This window comes from Mycoplasma simbae ATCC 49888 (genome assembly GCF_000702705.1).
GTDB lineage: Bacteria > Bacillota_I > Bacilli_A > Mycoplasmatales > Metamycoplasmataceae > Mycoplasmopsis > Mycoplasmopsis simbae.
Genome location: NZ_JNJG01000010.1, coordinates 19,597 through 40,411, shown reverse-complemented (window position 1 = coordinate 40,411; position 20,815 = coordinate 19,597). Strand labels below are relative to the sequence as shown.

Annotated in this window: 7 protein-coding genes; all 7 read right to left on the bottom strand. The window is 33.0% G+C overall.

Annotated elements, in window-relative coordinates; genetic code table 4:
• Positions 1–32: 32 nt before the first annotated feature.
• Positions 33–461: a 50S ribosomal protein L23 gene (gene rplW / locus T329_RS0103200; RefSeq protein ID WP_029608988.1), complete on the bottom strand. Its 429-nt coding sequence runs from the start codon at positions 459–461 to the stop codon at positions 33–35.
• Positions 461–1,423: a 50S ribosomal protein L4 gene (rplD, locus tag T329_RS0103195; protein ID WP_029608987.1), complete on the bottom strand. Its 963-nt coding sequence runs from the start codon at positions 1,421–1,423 to the stop codon at positions 461–463. Before rplD ends, rplW begins: the two co-directional genes overlap by 1 nt.
• On the bottom strand, positions 1,423–2,226 hold the full coding sequence (rplC, locus tag T329_RS0103190; RefSeq protein WP_029608986.1) for a 50S ribosomal protein L3: 804 nt from the start codon (positions 2,224–2,226) through the stop codon (positions 1,423–1,425). Before rplC ends, rplD begins: the two co-directional genes overlap by 1 nt.
• Before the next feature lie 53 nt (positions 2,227–2,279).
• Complete coding sequence (rpsJ, locus tag T329_RS0103185; protein ID WP_029608985.1) at positions 2,280–2,588, bottom strand: 30S ribosomal protein S10; 309 nt, start codon at positions 2,586–2,588, stop codon at positions 2,280–2,282.
• Positions 2,589–3,006: 418 nt separating this feature from the next.
• Positions 3,007–11,733 carry a coiled-coil domain-containing protein gene (locus T329_RS0103180; RefSeq protein ID WP_029608984.1) on the bottom strand — a complete coding sequence of 2,909 codons (8,727 nt, stop codon included), beginning with the start codon at positions 11,731–11,733 and terminating at the stop codon, positions 3,007–3,009.
• The gene (locus T329_RS0103175) at positions 11,726–20,476 is read right to left on the bottom strand and encodes a hypothetical protein (protein WP_029608983.1); all 8,751 of its coding nucleotides are present in this window, start codon (positions 20,474–20,476) and stop codon (positions 11,726–11,728) included. Before T329_RS0103175 ends, T329_RS0103180 begins: the two co-directional genes overlap by 8 nt.
• A gap of 17 nt (positions 20,477–20,493) precedes the next feature.
• Positions 20,494–20,733: a hypothetical protein gene (locus T329_RS03690; protein WP_036461495.1), complete on the bottom strand. Its 240-nt coding sequence runs from the start codon at positions 20,731–20,733 to the stop codon at positions 20,494–20,496.
• Between the last annotated feature and the right edge of the window lie 82 nt (positions 20,734–20,815).

Below are 20,815 nucleotides of genomic sequence, written 5' to 3'. Positions count from 1 at the left end.
TGTCTTTTAAGCAGCTACTTAATCCTCTTTAATTATTCTGCGTCTTTTTTAGCAGCTTTTTTGGTTTTTTTAGCAGCTAATTTTTCAGCTAATTTAGCTTCAGCAGCGTTATCTGCTTCTTTAGTTGCTTGTGCTTTAGCGGCTTTTTGTGCCTCTTTAGCTTCATCTTGTGCTTCTGCTTCGTTAGCGTAGAAAACAATTTTGTCATCTTGCGCTAGTGAAACAATAGCTTTTTTGTAACGGTTTGTAAAGCCATTGAAACGGCCTACTCTTTTAGCTTTTTTGTCTACTTTGATAGTTCTTACATCTGTAACTTTAACATCAAAAATAAATTCAACAGCTTGTTTAATTTGAAACTTGTTTGCGTTTCAGTCCACTTCAAAAGTGTATTTGTTTTGAGCTTGTAAAAGGTTAGTTTTTTCGGTTAGGATTGGTCTACGAATAACTTGAGTTTTTTCCATTATTTAGCTCTCCCTTCGAAATGTTTTAACCCTTCGCTTGATAATACTAAAACGTCTGCTCAAACTAAAGCTTCAACTGTTACTGATGCTGGTTTAATAACTGCAACGTTAGCAACATTTGATAATGATTTGTAAACTGTTTCGTTGTCTGAAACAACTAAAACGTGTTTTACGTGAGCTAGTTTAAGTGCACTTAATTTAGCAACGGCATCTTTAGTAGAAATTTTGTCTAATTTGAAATCATCTACTAAAACAGCACGATCTTGAGCTAATAAAGTTAAAGCACTTAAAAAGGCTGCTCTTTTAGCTTTTTTGTTAACTTTTAGAGTGTAGTTTCTTTCAGTTCTAGGTCCAAAAGCACGTCCACCACCTACTCAAATAGGAGATCTTGTTGAACCAGCACGTGCACGTCCTGTCCCTTTTTGTCTTCAAGGTTTTTTACCACCACCGCTAACTTCAGCACGTGATTTAACTGAGTGAGTACCTTGTCTTCTTGAAGCTCTTTCTGACAAGATAGTGTCAAAAATTGCTTGTTCATAAATTTTTTCTAAACCAAATACTTCTGCTGGAAGTTTTGAGTTGTCAAAGTCAAATTTAGCATTTGGATCTACTTTAGCAACTTTAGCTTTAGCTTCTTTTTTAGCTTTAGCAGCTGAAACATCAACTAATTTTTCTTCGTTTAGGAATTTAATTGATTCTTCATCTTTAATTTGTTTTGATTGTAGAGTTTCAATAATTGTGCCAACTTTACCAGTTGAGGTTGAACCTGAGAATTGTCCATCTCTGTGGAATCACACTCTTGATTCACCTTCTAGTTCAGATGCATCTTTAACGAATTGTTCTAAACCTTCTTTAAAAGTTTTGAAGTTTTTAACTGATTTAACACCTTCTTTTTTAAGGTTGAAAGAAATGTTACGGTCTTTGTCAAATGTTTCTGATAAATAGAATTTATTAACAGCCATTAGTTTTCTCCTTCCTTAGCAGCTTGTGCTTCAGCTTCAATAATAATAGGTTCTAGTTCGTTTGAGTGCATACCAACTTTAACCTCTACGTTAACTTTTTTAGCTCTTTCGATTAGCTCGTTCATTTTTAGAACTTCTTCAACGTCTACTAACACAACTGGTTTGTGTGCTGGTAAACCTTTAACAGCTTCTCTAATTACAACTAAAGATTTTTTAGGTCCTGGAATTGAACCTTTAACTAATAGAATGTTGTTTACAGTGTCAACTTTAACAACTTCTAAGTTTTGAACTGTGCTTTGTACAGCTCCTAAATGTCCAGGCATTGTCATACCTTTGAAAACTTTGTTCCCTGAAATATCCCCAAGTGAACCAGTTTGTCTAACAGGTTGGCTACCACCACCACCACCGTGTGATTTAGGTCCGATGTGTTGGTTTCATCTTTTAATGGTTCCGGCAAATCCTTTACCTTTTGAAATACCTGTAACGTCAACAAGTTGTCCAGATGTGAAAATATCTGCTTTAACTTCTTGTCCTAATTCATAGCCTTGCATGCCACGAATTTCTTTAATGTAGCGCTTAGGTGTTGTGTTAGCTTGTTTGAATTGACCAGCTAGTGGTTTATTCACGTGGTTAGCTTTAAGTTCTTCAACAGCTAATTGAGTAGCAACGTATCCATTAGCATCTGCTGTTAAAACTTTAGTAACAACATTTGGTTTAACTTCGATTACTGTAACTGGAACTGATAGTCCTTCTTCAGTAAAAATTTGAGTCATACCAATTTTACGTCCTAAGATTCCTTTCATAATTTCCTCCACGCCTTTAGGCGACCATTGCTTCCTTTGAAGTTGGATTTATTTTAGTTTTGTTTAATGTCGCTAATTTGTACTCCAGCTGGGAATTCGAATCTACGAATTTGATCTAGAGTTTTAGCATCTGCATTGATTAGAGTAACGATTCTTTGGTGTACTCTAGCTTCGAATTGTTCACGTGATGTTTTGTTAATGTGAACTGATCTAAGGATTGTAACAACGTGTCTTCTTGTTGGCACGGCTACAGGCCCTGAGAACTTAACATTGTTTTTTTGTGCAATCTCAACGATTTTTTTTGCAGCAAAATCAAGTTGTTCATGTTCGAAGGCTTTTAGCTTGATATTAATTTTGCTCATGTTGTCTCCTTTGTTCATCTAGCGAACATACTCCACATAAATTTCTTAAACAGTCCTCAACAACTAAATGGCCATTTAACAACCTTATGCTTCAGCGTATAGTTGCTTTAATATTCTATAATAAAAATTAAATTTTCAAAGTAAATAATTAAAATTTTGTTGCTTAATGATTCACCAACAGGCGTTGTAGCAAAAACTGTGCTTTTTCACTAAAAAGAGCTGATATTTTAACTTTTTAAAATATCTTGTTTTTACCTAAATTTTAGCCTGTTAGGTTGGTTTTGACTTTTGATGCCAAAATTTTGCTTGCTTAATACGATACACCAATAAGCGTTGTTGCAATTTTTCCCTATATATAAATAAGGTAAATTAAATTTATTTTAGCATAAAGGCGCAAAAAAACAAACCCTGCGGTTTGTTAATTTGATTTAATGTCTTTAAATTCAAAGAATTCAATTCCTGAGTTAAATACGTTAACCATAATGGTACCATTCAACTTAGTTTGAACTTTGATATTGTCACCATCAACATTAGCTGTTTTAATGTATGTTTCTGATGAACGTGGGTTTTTAATGATGTATTTTTCTTCCACGGTTTTACCAGCGTTACCGTTGTTTGCATTGGCAGCAATGTGTCTTAGCGGACTATCGCCGGTATTTTTCGTACTTCAGCTAGCGTTATTTAAGATTAATCATTGTGCAAAATCATCATTTGTTCACACATAAGCCGTATTGTTGTTATCGGTTGTGTCTTGGTAGGTTTTGGTTGGGGTAATTGAAGGATCTTGCAATTTTTTATGTTTTGCGACGTGTCAAGTTTCATAACGAGTAATAAACATTGAAATATCTTTTGAAGCCGCATCATAATCAAAGGCAAATTTGACTGTTGAAATGATTGCTGAAGGCATGGTTTCAGTATCATCAACGGGTTGGTTACGTACTACGTGCAAAGTATTTTTGTTTCAATCGTAGTTTCCAGGCCCTACAAACATGTTGGCTGGCACTACAATTTCAGCCACAATTTGTTGCCCCTCAACGCTTAAACGCACAAATTGACGTGCGTTATATGAGTTAATAATGGTTGAATTTTGGTAAATATAGAACTCTGGCAAGATAAATTTAAATTTGAAATTATCTGCGTTAGCGTTTTCAGTTTTATTATTGTTAGCATCTAAATTATAGGTTTTATTGTGTGAATAATCAATTAACACACTTGGTTTGTCACTAGTAATACCTAAAGCTTGTTTGAATTTATCTAAGACTTTAGTTGAAGCGCTTGCACGATCACTTACCTCTCAGCCTAATTCGTCTGCATTAGCTACAACTTGTTTGGCATCATAACCTTGTTTAGTTTTATCTAAGTAGAATATATCTCTAGATTTAGATTCTAGACCAAGTTTATCTACTGTTTTAAAGGTTACGCTTTGAGTATGTTCGTGTTTAAAGCCAGAGTAATTAGTGAAAATGTTTAAGTTATTTGGTTTATATTCATATCTAACTTTTAAGCTAATTACTTTATTGCTTTCATTTTTGCTGGTTTCACTATATCAAGTTTGGGTCGCATCGTCTTTAACTAAATAAGCCCTAACATATACTGGGTTGAATTTAGAATTTAAATCAATTTTAGTGTTACTAAAGTTAGAGAATAATTGTAAAAAGCGATCGTTTTCAGTAATATCAAGTGTTTTTTGCTCAGCTGGCAATGTATCGGTAATTGCTTTAAGTTCTTTGGCAAATTTTTCTAAAATAACACCTTGTTTTACGTTTGGATTATCTTTATTTAATAATTTAATAAATTCAGCATCAATTCTACCATCTTTAAAGGCATTATATAATGCTTTTAAGGCGCTTAAAGGCGAAGCTTGAGCTTGATCAACATATTGAGCTAGATAAGTTTGAATGTTTCAACCAGTGTGACTAGCTTTGCTTAAAGCATTAGTTTTATCATTTGCCGGCGCAAAGTAAGAGTTGTATAGATTATCAATTGCTTGACGCTGTGATGTATTTGCAGAATCTTTAAACAGATAGTCAATAACTTCATTGAATCTGTTTCTTGGCTGCAATCAAGCAGCAATATCACGTTTGAAAATTACAAAGAATTCTTCAATATCGCTCATTAATTTACGTGTTGCGTTAATTCTAGTTTGAATATCGCTACTTGTTTTAGCTTCCAGTGTTTCAGCTTGAGCGCCATATGCTTTAATTTGATCATATGAGCTTTTTAGAGTTTCAAAAGTAGATTTAATTAGGTTTAAATTAATTGAATCTAGAATGTTGTCTTGAGCAGTAGGCTCAAATTTAATTTCGCTTTCGAATTTAGCAATAAATGCTGCTACTTTACCAACGTTATTTTCTTGTTGTAACATTTGGCGTAAATCTGTTTGCAATTTAGTTTTTAAATCGCTAATACGTTGATTTACTTGAGCTAAATAGTTTAAGTTTTCATTTAGGTAAGCGGAAACGAAGTTTTGATCTCTTTCAGGGCGAGCAAACTCTTTAATTTTATCTTCAGCAAACACTTTAGTAGGAATTCAAGCGGCAATTTGATCTTTTAGTGCTCTAACATTGTTTCAAGCGTTTACTGATTCACTAGTTCAAATGTTGTCAACAAAAATATCTTCAACATAGTTATTTAAACTTACTAATTCAGTTTGCAATTTTTGTTTTTGGGCAGTATAAATTGCCTTAACTTGTTTTTCATGAGCAACAATTGCGTTAGCTATGATTGTGTTAAGTTCGCCAATAGATTTAACTGCATCATCAGGTGCAGTTAAAGTTGGATTACCTAAAGCTTCAATTGCTTTAGTTTGGAAATCGTCTTGGATTAAATCACGCGTGTTATTAGCTGCTTCAGAAAGTTTAGCAAATAATTCTTGTGCTTTAGTTTTAATATCATTCATTGATGCACGTTTTTTGCTAATAATATTAGCTACATCAGCATCGATAGATCTAATTAATTCTTGACGACGAGCAATGGTTGCATTGGTTCTGTTTTTAATTAAATCATCAGCTTGTTTAATGTGTTCTCTTAAGGCGTTGTAAGCGTCGTCAACCTCACGGTTAGATACGTTTTCACCTTGCACTTGTTGATCGCTTTCACGAACAATGTTGGCATATTCAATTTTGGCAGCAAATTGTTGTGTTAAAGTGTGCAAGAATGGAACAGAGTTTTCACTTTGACCTTCTAAGTATTTAGCACTGATGTTATTAAATTGTTCTGGAGTAGTTGAATCTGTGAATTGAACTGCGTTTAATTCATGTGTAAATTCTTCTAGTTTATGAACTAATTGCTCTTTTTCTTTAGGATCAATTACACCATCATTATCTACTTCAGTTTTAATTTGAGTTCATCTTTGGAACACGTCTAAACGAGCTTTATGCAAGTCTAGTAAACGTTTAGCGTTAGCGATAGCGGCTTCACGATTACCCACTTCATTTTGCTCAGGTGTATCTTGACGAATTACTCCTACAGCTTTAGTAATTTCAGCGTTTAATTCTTCTTTTTTGCTTCTAATATCATCATTAATTGGCACTAATGAATCATTATATTCACGAATTGATCTAACTTTTAGACTTAATTCTACTTCTTTAGGTAGTAGATTCTTCAAGCGAGCTACTTTATCTTGAATTGTTTGCATTTGTTCAACAGTATCCGCTTGACGTGTTTGTTTATTTAGATCAGAAATACGTTCATCAATTAAACGTTTTAAAACAATGTATTGGTTTGAATCGCTGTAAGCTTGAGTTGATTTAATGGTTTCAATTGTTGCAAAAGTTTCTAATCTTTTTTGACGTGTTTGAGTGTTTAAATCAAGTTTTGCTTGCAATTGTTGTGTACGTTGTGTAATTTGCTCTTGGCTTAAATTATCACTAACTTTAGGCAATAGATCTCACATGTCTTTAGTTAGTTTTTCTTCATCTTTAAATGTAGCTGCGTATCTATCACGATCAGCTTCACGTTGTTCAATTCATTGACCAATAGTGTCAGAAACTTGTTTTTGCTTTTCTAGATAAGCCTTGGCTGCTTGAATTTTAGCTTTAGCTTCATTAAATTTAGCTTCGGCTTGAGCTTTATCAACTCCAGAACGATAAACTGCGTTAGCGGCAAGCGAATCTAATCAAGTATGTGCAACTTTGTTGTTGCCATCTCCTGAAACGCCATTAACTGTGTAGTAGTTTGTGCTTGTACTGATTGCTTTTGCTTCTTCTACTGAAGCTCTAATAGCGATAACTTGATTCACTAAATCTTTGGCATGATCAATTTCTCTAATTTTAGCCGCTAAACGTTCTTGCAATTTTTGTTTAGCTTGCTCCTTAGTTGTAGGTGCAGTATATTCTTCAACATTTGCATATTCAGCACGAGCTTGATCAATAAGAGGTGCTAAATAATTATCTAAGTATGAACGTACAAGTTCACTGCTTTGACCAACATTGGCTTCAAGCATATTGATTGCTGAAGCAACTTGTAAGGCAAGGGCGTTGGTATAAGGTTTAGTTTCATCAATAATTTCAAGTTTTTCAGTAATTTTATTGATGTCCGCAACACTTTGTGCGTTCTGGTTTTGTTTTCTTAACTCATCTAGAATTTCTTTAGTTTTAGCACTTAATTGTGGGTCAACACTATCTTCTAGAGTAATAGTTTTACCTGTAGCAGTGTTGTTTGCATTATCAGCCGCTACTCTTTGCTCGTTTTGACCTTCAAGTGATTCAGGTTGCTCTCTAAAGCGGTCAAAATCGTTATTTAATCTGTTGGCTAAAATTTTGTTATTAGTTCTACGAGCAGCTTCTTCTTTAATTTTCTCTAATTTAGCAATTAATTCGCCACGTTTGCGGTCTAAATCAGTTTTTGAATAAGGAGTAGCTGGCGCGTATGTGTTGCCTAAAAGTTCGTTAAGTTGTTCAATAGCAGCTTTAGTTTCAGCATCGTTAGGATTTTGACGATTTTGTTCTTGTAATTTAGCAATTAAATCAACAATATCTTTTTGAGCAGTATTGAAGTGTTGCATTGCTTGTGTTAGCTGTACAAATTCATTCACTTGACGATCTGAAAGATTTTGCTCAACACGTTGAGTGGCAAAATCTTTAAAGTTAGATGCTAACGTTTTTACTGACGCCATTGCTTCATGAGTTGAAGAGGTAATGTCCCTAGCAATATAACCATTGTATTTATTTAGTGCATTTTGAGCTAAATCTTTGTTGTAAGCGGCTAGCATTGCTTTTTGTTTTTCCACAACGCTTGCCACTGTAGAGTTGGAAGCATCAGCGATATCATCATGATAAGCTTGTTTGGCTTTTTCATAGTTAGTAAATACATTTGTTGGATCAAGTTCTTTAGAAGTGTTAACTCTTTTTTCTAATTCACCTTGAATTCTATCGGCATTAGTTCTAGCTTGTGAGTATTCACCTTGCAATTGGTTTTTCTCAGCTACTAATTCAGCAATTTTTTCTTGCAATTCCTGTTCGTAAGCTTTAATTTCACCTGGTGTGTAGGTGTTTAAATCTGAATCTAAAATGGCTTGGTATTTTTTCTTAGCTTCAGCAATTTCATTTTTTACACGTTCTAAAACTTTAGAACCTTGTTCTTGTACAGTTAAAATATTGTTCAAGTCATTGTGAACTAATTTACGTAATTTGTTTTTAGCTTTAACTTCTGCAATAGCTTTTTTAACATTTTCCATTTTTTCAGCTATTTTTTCAGGGGTGTCAATTGGCTGAGTTGATACGTTTGGACGATTGTCTCTGATAACTTTAGTTAGTGTATCGGTATCAGCACTTGAAATAGTTGAATCTAAGGTTGGATCTTGTTTAATTAATTCTTTAGCATCAATTGCTTGTTTAATTACATCTGCCAATTGAGCTTGTTTAGCTAAAAGTTCTTTGGCTTCTAAAGCTTCAGGTAATGAATCTGAGTTTTGTTTGTTTTTAGCATACTCAATTAATGAATCTAAGGCTGTGTTGTAATCAGTAACTGATTCATCATTTGTACCTGCGCTGACAGGTAATTTTTTGTTTAAAATGCCATCGCCTGCTGATTCAATTTTGTCTTTAGTGTAGGCTAAATCAAGTTTTTGTTCATGATCTTTGATTTCTTTTAATGCATTTTGGAACGCAGCGGTGTTAGGCGTTGTTTCACTTAAGCTAATTTCATTGAATAAACTTGCAATTTTATCTTTATTTTTCTGTGCGTTGGCAATAGCTTCGGGAACTCTAGTTCTTTTTTCTGGATCAGCATTATATTGCGCTTCTTTATCGTTGAAAGCATTTAGTGCTTGATCTAGTTCCGCTACTTTAGCAATTACTTCATCAAGTGCGTTGATTTTTTCACTTAATTCGGCTTTTTCTTCACGTGATAAGTTTGGATTTTGGGCACGTGAGTGCAATTCATCTCAACGTGCTCTTAAGTTTTGCTCAGCTGGTGAAAGTGTTTCTCCAGGCTGTTTAGGTGGAAACACATTATTAATGTTTTGTTTTACACGCTCAAGTCTATTAATTAATGATCCGTCTTTTTTCTTCTCATTAATTTTAGCTAATAAATCTTTAGCTTGTTCGTTTAGCGCGTTAATTTTTGCATTGTCAATAGTTTCTTGTGAGCTTAGCGAATCAATAGCATCTTCAATCTCATCAATTTTTCTAAATTCTTCACTAAAATCATCTAAATTATCAGCTTGTGAGTTGATTTCATCACGCTCACGATCAAGAGCTTGTAAGCTTTCGTTAGCATCTTGAATTGCTTTAACATTATCTTGGTTGGTTGCATTTAAGTAGTTGCTTCTAGCTGCAATTGGCTCAAAAGCAGTTTTATTAAACACGTTTGCCAAATCATTAAGTGAAGCCTCATTTGCTTCAGTTAAACTTTGATTTGCTAAATTAGTAATTAATTCATTAATTGTGCCATTAGTTGTTGCGTAAGCGTCAATGTTTGCTTCTAAAGCATTTAAGTAGTTTTGCTGTGAAGTTGAATATTGAGCTGGTTGCTGTGCGCTTGGGTTAAATGAAGTAGCAGCATAGTTTCTTGCTTTAATTAAGTTGATTAATTTAACATTTTGTACTTTGGCACGTTCAAGTGCATTGACTAAAAAGTTATATTTATCAATTTGCTCTTGTAATTCTTGGGAAGTAATTGGGTTAAATTTAACTGATGTAATAATGTCAGTTTCATCGTTAAGTTCTTGAATTAAAGTAGCTAAAAGCTCAGTGTCTATACCGTTGGCTTCAACTTTATCACGATCTTGAGCACTTAGTCCAGCTATGTTAGCGATCATGAACTCTCTTAAACCTTTTAGCTGGATATCTGTTTGAGTTTGCAAGTTAAATAATTGAATTTTTTGAATTGAACGAACTTGCTCTCTTAAGTTGTATTTTTGTTCAATGCTTTGAGCTTTAGTGTAATCACTTTGGGCAATATAATCACTAATTTTATTCACTAAATCAGTACTTAATTGCAATGCTTGTCTATTTAAATATGTGTTTTTGATATCTGGATCAAAACTGTTTCAGGCAATAATTTTAGCTTCTAAATCAGCTTTAATTTGACCAAATACTTCTCTAGCCTCTACTAGAGTGTTAATACCAGATAATTTAGCACTAATTTCACTAATAATTTTACTTGGAGCAAGTTTTGAAAGTGCTAATTCATTAATGTTTTCTTTAAATCTATCTAATTCACTTAGAGTGATTAAACCTTTATCGCGTTGAGATAAAGTGCTTAAGGCTTCAATAGCAAAATCTAATCTAGTGTCTAAATTAGCTAATTTGTTAATTAAATTACGATAGTTTGTAACATTAGCAATTAATTCATCTTTATCAAATTCGTTAGCTGGCTTTGAGCTAATTTCAATGAAATCTTTTTCTAGTTTAACGCTGTTAAATACAGGGTTTAAGTTAGTAAATCTATGTTCAAAGGCTTGAACAAAGCCTTTGAATTCAGCAATAATTATTTCATTTTGTTGCTCTTGAGCTTGCAACATTTGGTTAACTACTTTTAGATTTGCTAAAGCTTGATCCAACTCTTCCTGTGAAGTAGATGAATCAATAAATGATTGTGTATTTTCTAGGTAGTGCTTGCTTAAATCTAAATATTTAGCAATTGAAGGTAAGGAAATAATACGGTTGAATTCGCGTTGACGAATCAATTTATTGTTTTGTGCATAATCTAGTAATTCTAAAAAGGCACCACGGGCTTGTGCAATTGAAGCATTTTTAGAAACAAATGTTTTTAATAAATCTAGATTTGCTAAGTGATCTTGGTCTACACCCAGTAGTCTTAATTCGTTAACAAAAGCAGCAGCGACGTTTTCAACGTTACCATTCACTATTGTTTTTGATTCTGCATTAACCTCAGCTAATTTATTTCTTAAAGCTGCATAAGCATCACTTTTAGCTTCTTGCAGAGTATATTCAATAGCTTTTTTGTTTTTAGCAAAATCGTTAATTCTAAATGTGTTAGCGAATAAATCATTTTCAATTTGTTCAACATTTTGCACAGCTTTATATCTTAAAGCTAAGGTTGGTAATAATTTATTTAATTCAACAACATTATCGTCTAATGAGTTATTTGGCTGCATTAATTGTTGTTCAACTAAAGCATATTGATCGGCAATTAATTTATCAAAAAACTCTTTATATTGGTCTAATCATTCAAGTTTTTGTTCTTTTTCAATTTCGTTAAATTTAGCAAATGCTAGTTTAATGTTAGTTAAATCTTTAGCTTTAAATTGAGCTACTAAATCACTTTCTTGCAATCTCGATGCTTGTGCAGACAATAATTCTTCGGCTACTTTAACGTTTTTGCCACTAAATTCATTGTCTAAAATTAATTGTTCAACATAGTTAAATACACTTTGTTTTTGAACTTCGCCTAATTGGTGCAATAGTTTTCATTTTTCCAGCGCACTTAAGCTTGGATCAGACAGTTTAGTTTCAGTTTGTTCAATTTGTTCTGATAAATCCTTTTTGTTTTCTTCATTAACAGCAACAGAATCTAAATTGTTAAAGAATTTCGTATTAAAAGATCTATATCTAGATATAGCTTGATTTTTTACATAGTCTTGTCTTTGTTGGCTAATTAGCACTAATGTAGCAGCTACAGTGCTAGCTGTAGCTAGCGAGGCTAAAAGCCCAAGCGTAAATGAAGCTTTATTACTCATTATTTTCTCCTTTTTCACGAATTCTTACAAATTTTTCGTATTTATCAAAAGTACTTAGAACGTGCGGATCACGAATATTGGCAACTTTTCATCTTTTGCCGCCATCATAGTGGTTGAAAACAATATTGGTTTTGTTTGCTCACTTGAAGAAAAAGCGTTGTGCAAAAATGTTGGCTTTAATTTTTAGTTTTTCATCTTCTTGGATGTTTGCAATTTGATTAATTTCAGCATCTACTTCACTAACAAAATCATTTGTGGGTTTATAGACATATCAGTTAGGCGAGTTATTTTGCCATCCTAAATCATAAGTGTTTTTAAATCCAGCTGTATTAGCATTATTGGTTGTGTTTCACTCTGTAACTAGTTTATTTTCATAGTACATAAACATTACGGCGTATTCAGAATTGCCTTGATCAACTACTGGTAAGGCCACAAAGTAAGGAATTCAAGCTGTGTAGTGAGTATTATTGTTAGTTAAATCACTACTTGCTTGCAATCAGTAGAAGAATTTTTTGTTTAAAAATGGAGCATAAACTCAGTTTTTATTGAAGGCATTAATTGTGCCAGTTTCATTCATCTTAATTTTGTATTTCAACAATGATGAAGATGTTGACAAGTCTTTGTTAGTTAAAGAATTATCTTTTAGACCTGCATAGATTTGTTGGTTGGTAAGAGTTAATACATTATCTGGTTTTTCTACTTGATCTTGAATTGATTGTTCTCATTGATCACCGTCAAAGGTTACATCTTCTCTGATGTATTTAAAGTTGTGATTTTTCATATATGAAGAGTTTTTAGCGAAAACGTTCATTAAGTTAACTGAATATGTTTGATTATTTCAACCGGCTTTAGAGGCTTCAAAAACAACCTTATTGTTTGCGTAATCATTATTTTGTCTATCGGTAGTGTTGCCAACTTGACGCATATCATCTAGCGTAATTCTAAAGCTATCTAATGTTTTGAATGTAATTCAAATATCATGGAAGTCAATTTCAAAATCTTCAACATCGTTAAAGAAGTTATCGCCAGAAGTTGGTTTAATGTATTTAACTTTTAGGCTAATTCTAGTTTTCTTAATTGATGTATCTGATTGTAAAAAGGTTGGCAATCATTCTTCACTAGTTGCTGAACGAGTCAGATAAACTTTAACGTTATCGGTGTTGAATGGGGTAGTTGTATTTTTCAAGATGTTAAATTTAGCAAATTTGGCTAACAATTCAGTGCGATTAGTTATTTCAATTTGAGTTTGGTTAGCTTGATCTTGAACTTGGCTAATAACTTGTTGCACATCTTCTAGCAATACACCTTCAGCTGGCGTTATTTCATGCATTTTAGCAGCGTTATCACTAATAATATTGTTAAATAATAATTTTTTGTTTTCGGCATCATTGCTTCATTTTAATAGAGCTAGTGCTGGTTTAAACACAGTTTCAAGAGCACCAAGTTTGATGTTGAAACTATTGTTTTTGTTGACTAAAAGTGCATCAGCTGCAGGTTTGTTTGAGGTTTTTAACGAGTTGTATAAAGCTTCAAATGTGATGATAATGTTTTGAAATTCGCTATTGCTAATTGCGTTTTGACGATAACTGGTACTTGCAATTAATTCAAGCATTTTAGCAAAATTACGGTTAGTTATAAAGTGGTTATATGTACCTTGCAAGCCGTCAGTGTTTGTTTCGCTTGAGCCATAAATTAAATTATTAGCTGACACAATCGATTCAAGAACTTTGTGAGTAACATCGTAGAATTTCTTAAACTCTTCTTTAATGTTATTTTGATTAGTTGCATCAATAGTGTTATTAAAGTCTATGTTAGCAGCGTGGTCTACAATATCTAGATCCCTAAAATCTACAGGTAATGCAGTAGTTTTGGCATTTAAATCAGTGATTTTAGTGCTTAACGCATTATCTAAGGTAGCTGCGTTATTGTGATTGCGTTTGTCAATTAATTCAACGTAGTCATATAAATTAACTGGGTTTGCCGAACCTTGACCTGAGGCTTTCATTTGATCATTAAAGCTTACAATTTGAGCACGCAATGCACCTGCACTAGCCTTAGCTAAATTTTTCACAGATTTATAGTGGTTAATTAATTTATTAAAGTGGGTTTGCAATAAACGAGCATCAATGGTGAATGAAACTTCGGCAAAAGCTTTATTAATTAAACCATCAGCAGCATTTAAATCACTCCAGTATGTATCGATAAAGGCTGAATAACCAAGGAAATTAATTAGCTTGTTAGATTCATCTGATGAAATGGTTTTATTCATGTTATCAACATTGAATTGGTTACCCTTTAGATAATCTAAGTAAGGTTTTAATAAATCTTTAGCCACAGTCAGCATATTTTTGTTAAATGTAACAATTGCTTGTTTTTGGGTGGTGATTTTGCTTAAAGCATCTCTATATTTAGTGTCAAGAGTTTTAATTGCATCAAAGTTGTTTAATTCAGCTTGGCCTTGAGTACGTAATTCTAGTGCTTTAAATTCAGCCTTTTCAGGTTTGTGTACGCCAGTATAGTGATCGGCTATATATTTATCAATTGTATTGATTTCATAGATGGTTTCGTTTACAATTCTTAATTTTTCGTTTTTGATTTTAGCAATTAAACCATATGAATCATTGGTAATATCCGCCATAACTTCTAAACGTTTAGTTTGCAAGTCTGGGTCATTAGCCTTTTCTTCAGTGTTTAATAAATCAGTAGCTACGGCAGTTTTTTCTTCAAGTTGACGATAAAACTCTTTAATTACAGTGCTTTCGTTGTTGTAGTAAGCATCATTTTTCACTGTAGGTGTATATGATTTAGCTTTTTTAATTACTTCATCTAATTGTTTAGAACTTTCAAATAGCACTGAAAAACTGCGAGGCCCACCTTCAAGGTGTTCTCTTAATAATGATTCTAATTTAGCTGTTGAAGCGGTGGTTAAAGATGCGATTGTGCTTGCAAATTTATTTAGCACAAAATCAAGTATTTTTCTTGCTTCGGGTGCAAGAGTTGACGAATCTAAAGCGTGTTTTTTCTCAGCGTGTTTTACATATAAAGCAATTTTACTTGTGTTTGTTTTAACTTGTTCAAGTTTAGCGTTGATATTGAAAGTGTTTTTGTCTTGGAAGTAGAAATTATTAACCAAGTCTTGAGCATTTGCTTTTTCAATACTTTCAACTAATTCATCAGTTTTGGCAAGAATATTAGTTAAATCTTGAGTTTTATTTTGAATTGAACTTGCTTCTTGTTTTTTAGCTTTAGTTTCAATAATTGCATCAGCTAATTGAATGTATAGAGGCAATAGTGAGTGGGCTAAAGTTACATCTGAGCTATATTGATCGATTTTAGCTCTATCAGCATAATTAGCAACTTGGCTAATTAAATTAAATTGGTGTTTGTGATAAATTAATAAGTCTTTTAATAACTCATCATAGCCGGTAGCGTTAGTTGCTTTTTTAGCTTCTATTGTAGCTTTATCATTGTTGTAGTGGCTTTGAGATGCTTCAAAAGCAGCTTTACGTGCTAGGTAAAGTATATTTGCCTCATCATAGTGGCTTAGAGCTTGTTCTTGCAATGTTTTTAGCTGGTTATTTAATTCAATTGGGTTAAATGTGCCTGTAGGAACAGTTGGTACTGAAGAAAGAACAGCCTGGCCAATATTTTTTTGGTCAGTTTCATAGCCGTATCTTTGACCTTCAAAACTAAATTCGGCTAAAGTGTGTTTTTCTAGAATTGTTTTTTGCGTACCAACAAGTGCTTGGGCACTATTAACAACACTGTTAAGCAATTGAATTTTGCTTTCATCTTTTTTAACGGTGTCAGTATTGGCAAATTCTTTAAGTTTGTTGAAGAATTGTTTAAATTGATCTTTTTTACTACTTGATTCATCGCTTTGAGCAGTTCCGGCTTGGTAAGTTAAAGATTCAATTTCAGTGTTTAGTGTACCCATTTCAGTATTTAGGGATTGTAATTTGGCTAATCTTGAACCTAATTGAGCTAATTTTTCACTTTGGCTCTGATATGAGTTGGTATCACCATATTTGCTTTGAGCTTCAGTTACAGCTGCAGTAATTTCATTTTTAACTTCTGTTAATACACTTGCAAGTTGCCCTGTGGATGCGGGGGTAGTTAAATCTTGAGCGGTTTTAACAGCTTTTGCGAATTCAACAATATCATCAAGTTTCGCCTTGATTTTTTGAGCTTTAGCATCAATTACGCCGATTTTTTCTTTATCTTTGCTTAATTCGCTGCCTTCGCTTCTTTGCACAGAGTCTACTTCAGCTTTATATTGATCTAATAGTTTATTGATTTCTTCTTTAGCTTTTGCATCAATATTGGTTTCAGCATCATGTTTTTCATTGTATGCGGTTTTAATTGCATCAATTTCTTTTTTGGTTTCAGCTTTGTATTCGTCTAATGATTGTGAATCAACAAGAGCTTTATGTAAGTTTTCAAATTTAGTTTGAATTGAATCTGTAGTTGGATTCACACCGTTAGCTTGAGTGTTGGCAGCAATAGGATTAGAAGCTACTAAAGCATCAGTTAAGAATTTTCTAGCTTGGGCATCAGTAGCAGTTTCCTTGATCTTGTCAACTACTTTGTCTTGTTCAGTAACCAATGTATCAAGAGCGTTCAATTTAGCAATTTGTCTTAATACTTCAGTTACATCGGCAGCATCACTTCTCGCATCAACATCAGTAGATAAAGCTTCTAGAACTTCGTTAACTTTTTCAGCAGGGTTTTTGCCGTCCGCTGTATTAGCTTGAATAGTTGAATCAGCTTTAATTTTATCGTCTAGAGATTTAACTTTAGCAGCTAGTTTAGCTTTAGCATTATTAAATTTATCTTTGTTGAAAGCTAATAGTAATTTGTCTTTAAACTCATTAATTTTTTCTGGAGTAAGTGTATCAAAAGGACTTGGTTGACCTTGAGCTGGATGAGCTGTGCTTGCTAGCGCTTCAAAAGCAACTCTAAGTTTTTGAATTTCACTACCTTGTGCAGGAGTAGTGTCATTAATAGTTGCATATGATTGAGCTTTTTCAAGTTGGTAGTAAGTTTCAGCTAAAGATTCAAATTCTTGTTTGCTTGAATCAAAAGCTTTTTTAGCTTTATCTTTTAGGTTGGTGTATTTCACTCAAGCGTTTTTAATTGATTCTTTAGCTTGGTTTAAATCAGACTCGCTAGAGTTTGGATTTGATAAAATGGCTTGATTTTGGTCAATAATTTGTTGAATTTCTGCATCAAATTCGGCAAAAATAGCACGTGGAGTGTTATCGCCATTTTCTTTAAATTGATTTCGTTTTAAAGCAACTAGTTTATCTAACTCATCCTTAGATTCTTTGTTTAATTCAACTTTTGCTAGTGCTTCATTTAAAGCTAGGATTTTGCTACTTATCGCACCTGATTCATCACTTAGCGAAGCGCGGCTTGCTAAAATTGCTTGTTCAAGGTTTTGAGCTAGCTCTGGATATTTATTTTGATCTAAATCACTTAACGCCACAGCAGCTTGTTTTAATTTGGCTAATAGATCTTGTTGAGCGTTTAATTTAGCTCCCATACGTTGTGATCTAGTTCTAGCTTCATTGTATTTGCTGCTTACTTGATCTTGCAACGGTTTAATTTGTTTTTCTAATTCAGTAATTTTTGCTTTGTTTGCTTTAATTGCGTCTTCATCTGTTAATTCTAGACCATCTTTTCAAAGTTTGTCTAATTCAGCACTTTTTTGAGTAATTTGCTCTTTTAACTGGCTAATTTCTTCTTTAGTTGTTTGTTCATCAGCGTCAACTTCGGCTTTGGCACGCTTGATAGCATCAAAATCAGATACGATCAATGAATAAGGAGTATCTGTTATTTGGGCAGTCGTGTGTAGGTCAGTAACTTTTAATTCGTGCTTGTGAGCTAAAAGTTTTTCTTTGTCAAGTTTTAGATTAGCAATATTTGAAGCTATTTGCTTTCTTAATTCTTCAATTTGTCTAGTTTTAGCTTCAATAAATTCTTTGTTGTGAACTTCAGGATTGAATAATTCAGTGTTAATTAAATTGTTGATTTTATCAATTTCGGCTTGAATTTTAGCGTTTTCTTGTTCAACCTTATCAACTTTTGCTTGGAAAGTAGCTTTATCAGCATCATCTTTAAATTGCAATCTGTTGTTTGTTAATTGGCTTTTAAAATCCGCTACTACTGATTGAGATTCGCTGCTATCTGAAGCTAAGTATTGCAATTGAGTTTCTAAACGATCTAATGAACTAATGCCAGCACGTAGAGCTGCAAGTTTGTTTTGAACTTTTTGAGTTTCATTTTGTTTAGTAACTTCATCTTTAGCTAGATCATTTCTAATAGCACGAGATTGCTCTTTTAGTTTATCTAAAGCATCATAAAGTTTAGATTCAATAGCAGTAGGAGTAGAAGCTGATGTTCTTTTGGCGCTAAAAGTATCGCCAATTTGTTTTCTGATGGTACTTGTAATTGCGTTCCCGTCAGCTTCTTCAATTTTGTTACCAAAATCTTGCATTGCGTATTTTAAATCGTTATTAATTTGTTCAAGATCGAATTGAGTATCAGCTGGGTTTTGCAGTGCTTGTTGAGCTAATTTTTTCAAATCAGCAATCTTTTTAACTTCTTTAGCAAAGTAAATTTTGGCTGTTTCGTTGTCTTTGTATTTTTCTAAAACAGCTTCTGCTTGTTTGATTGCTTCATCTAAGCTTTTAGCTTGGGCGATTTTAGATTTATAAATTTGTTCTAGTTGAGCAACTTGCTCTAGTTGTGCTAATTTTTGCTCAGTAGTTAAATTTTTATCAGCTTCAATCAATTTAGCTTGTGTAGCTAATTTACGCACTTGATTGATTAAATCTTGTTTTACGCTTGAGGCTGCATCATTTTCATAAGCAGCAATAATGTCTTGTTCCAATGTTTTGGCATCTGCATTTACCGCGTTAGTTTTGTTCGCTACTTGACCTTGTTCAAGTAATTCATGAGCTTGATAAATAGCATTTAAATCAATTTGGCTTTTATCAGGTTGAGCTGATGAAAGTTCAGCACGGGTTGCGGTTGAATATGCAGCAGCAAATTTAACAAAAATAGGTTTAACAGCTTCATATTGAGCAAATAATTTAGGTGAGTCTAAAATGGTATCTTTTGCATACTCTGCACTTAAAAGTTCAACTAATTTAGCCAAAACAACTTTATCGTTTTGACGTGAAATATTGGCTAAATGCTCAAAGTTGTTGGCAATAGTTGAAAGTGAAGGTTTATTAACAAAAATTTGGCTCAGTTTTTGTTCAAAGTCTTCAGGAGTAGAAAGAGTTAATGAAAGTGAAGCCGCAAGTTGTTTGGTTAAATTGTATTGATTTGTTAAAGCTTTTACTTCTGCACTGAAAAATTCTTTTAATTGATTTGCTGAATCAATTTTTGAATTTATTGAGTTGATGTTAGCTACATAATCAAATAGGTTTGAATATGCAAACTTGTTTAATTGATCATTGAATTGAGTTACTTCTTGTTGGCTTAAATTTGAATTTTTAACATTGTTTAGTGCTGCATTATACACGCTTAGAGCAATTTTAATTGAGTTGAAATCACGAATAAACTCAGAGTTGTATTCGTAAACTTTAGCGTAAGCGTTTGGCGTTTGTAGGAATTGATCTGCTTGAGCGGTAAGCTTATCTAATTGTTGTTTAAATTGAGCTGGGATTGTTGAAGATAGTTTTTTAGCTTCTTGCAATTGCTGTTCTAAGTATGCTTTGGTTTGGTCAATATTGTTAAAGTATTGTGAAGTTTTAGCTCAAAAACCGCTTAGATATTCGTCAACAATATCTGAAACTTGTTGTTGTTCACCGTTTAAATTAACAATTTTAAGTGCTAAATTGCTTTTGTTTTGGCTAACAAAAGCTTCAAGGTTATCTAGCTCGGCAAACATTTGAGCCTTAATATCTGAGTCAAGTTGCAATTTGGCTACTTGATCTTTAGCGTCGGCTAGTTTAGTGTAAATTGCTTTAACTAGTGTTTCGTTGTTGGTTGTTTCAGCTGCGTAAAGAAGCGATAATTTGCTTTTTAATAAAGTTTCATATGAACTGATTGCATCTCTAGTAATTTCACTTTGGCTTGTACGTTCGTTAATAAATTCAATGATGTTTTTAATTACTGCAACTTGTGATTGGATGTGCAAGTTATCTTGTTTGGTTTTGACGTTTAGTTCAAAAATGTTTGAAGTTAGCTCTAGCTCGATACCAACATTGTTTTCTTTGGCAATTAATGCTTCTAGTTTGCTTTTAGCTTGGTCTAAAGTTAATGTAGTTGCTTCTACATCTTTAACAAGTTGATCAAATTCTAAACGTAGATCGAAAGTTTTAATTAGCTTTTTGAAAGGTTCAAAGCTAGGTTTTTGTTTAGCAACAGAAGCTGAAAAAGTAGCATTGGCCATTAAAAAGTCAATACGTTGTCTTTGCTCAATATATCTTCTAATTACCGAACGTGCATCTGAGTTTCTTGCTAAATCCTTAGAACGAAGTAATTGTTTTGCTAATTTAATAGCTGCTTGAATTTCTTGACGATCTGCATCAGAAATTTCATTGTTTTGTTTTAAATACAATTCAGCTTCAACAGTGGCATCATGTAATCTGTTGTTGCTTGTTGTTTCATTTGCACTAGTTACGCTTTCAGCATTGGTTTTTAATAAAGGTACTGTAACTGCTAGTGCAATTGCAGGAATACCACTAATCAACAACGCTGATAAAATTTTCTTATTTTTAGGTTTCATTTTAACTCCTTAGTTGTTTATTTGTAAAGACCAAACAATCCATACATTCTTTGCGAAACAGTTCACAATAAACCATCTTCACCGCTACCTTGATAAATTACAAAGTCAGCTATGTATGCAACAGATACAGCAATAATAGCTAAGAAAATAACTACAAACACAACTGCAAAAAATGAGCCAACATGTTTTTTAATTTTGCATGTGTGTTTAGGTTTTGGCTGGTCATTAGTTTCGTATTTCTCTAAGACTTCATCCATGATTTAACTCCTCCTAAATATATTCATATATTTATATCTTTTATTGATTTTAAATTATAGCAGTAAGTTATTTTTTCAAAAT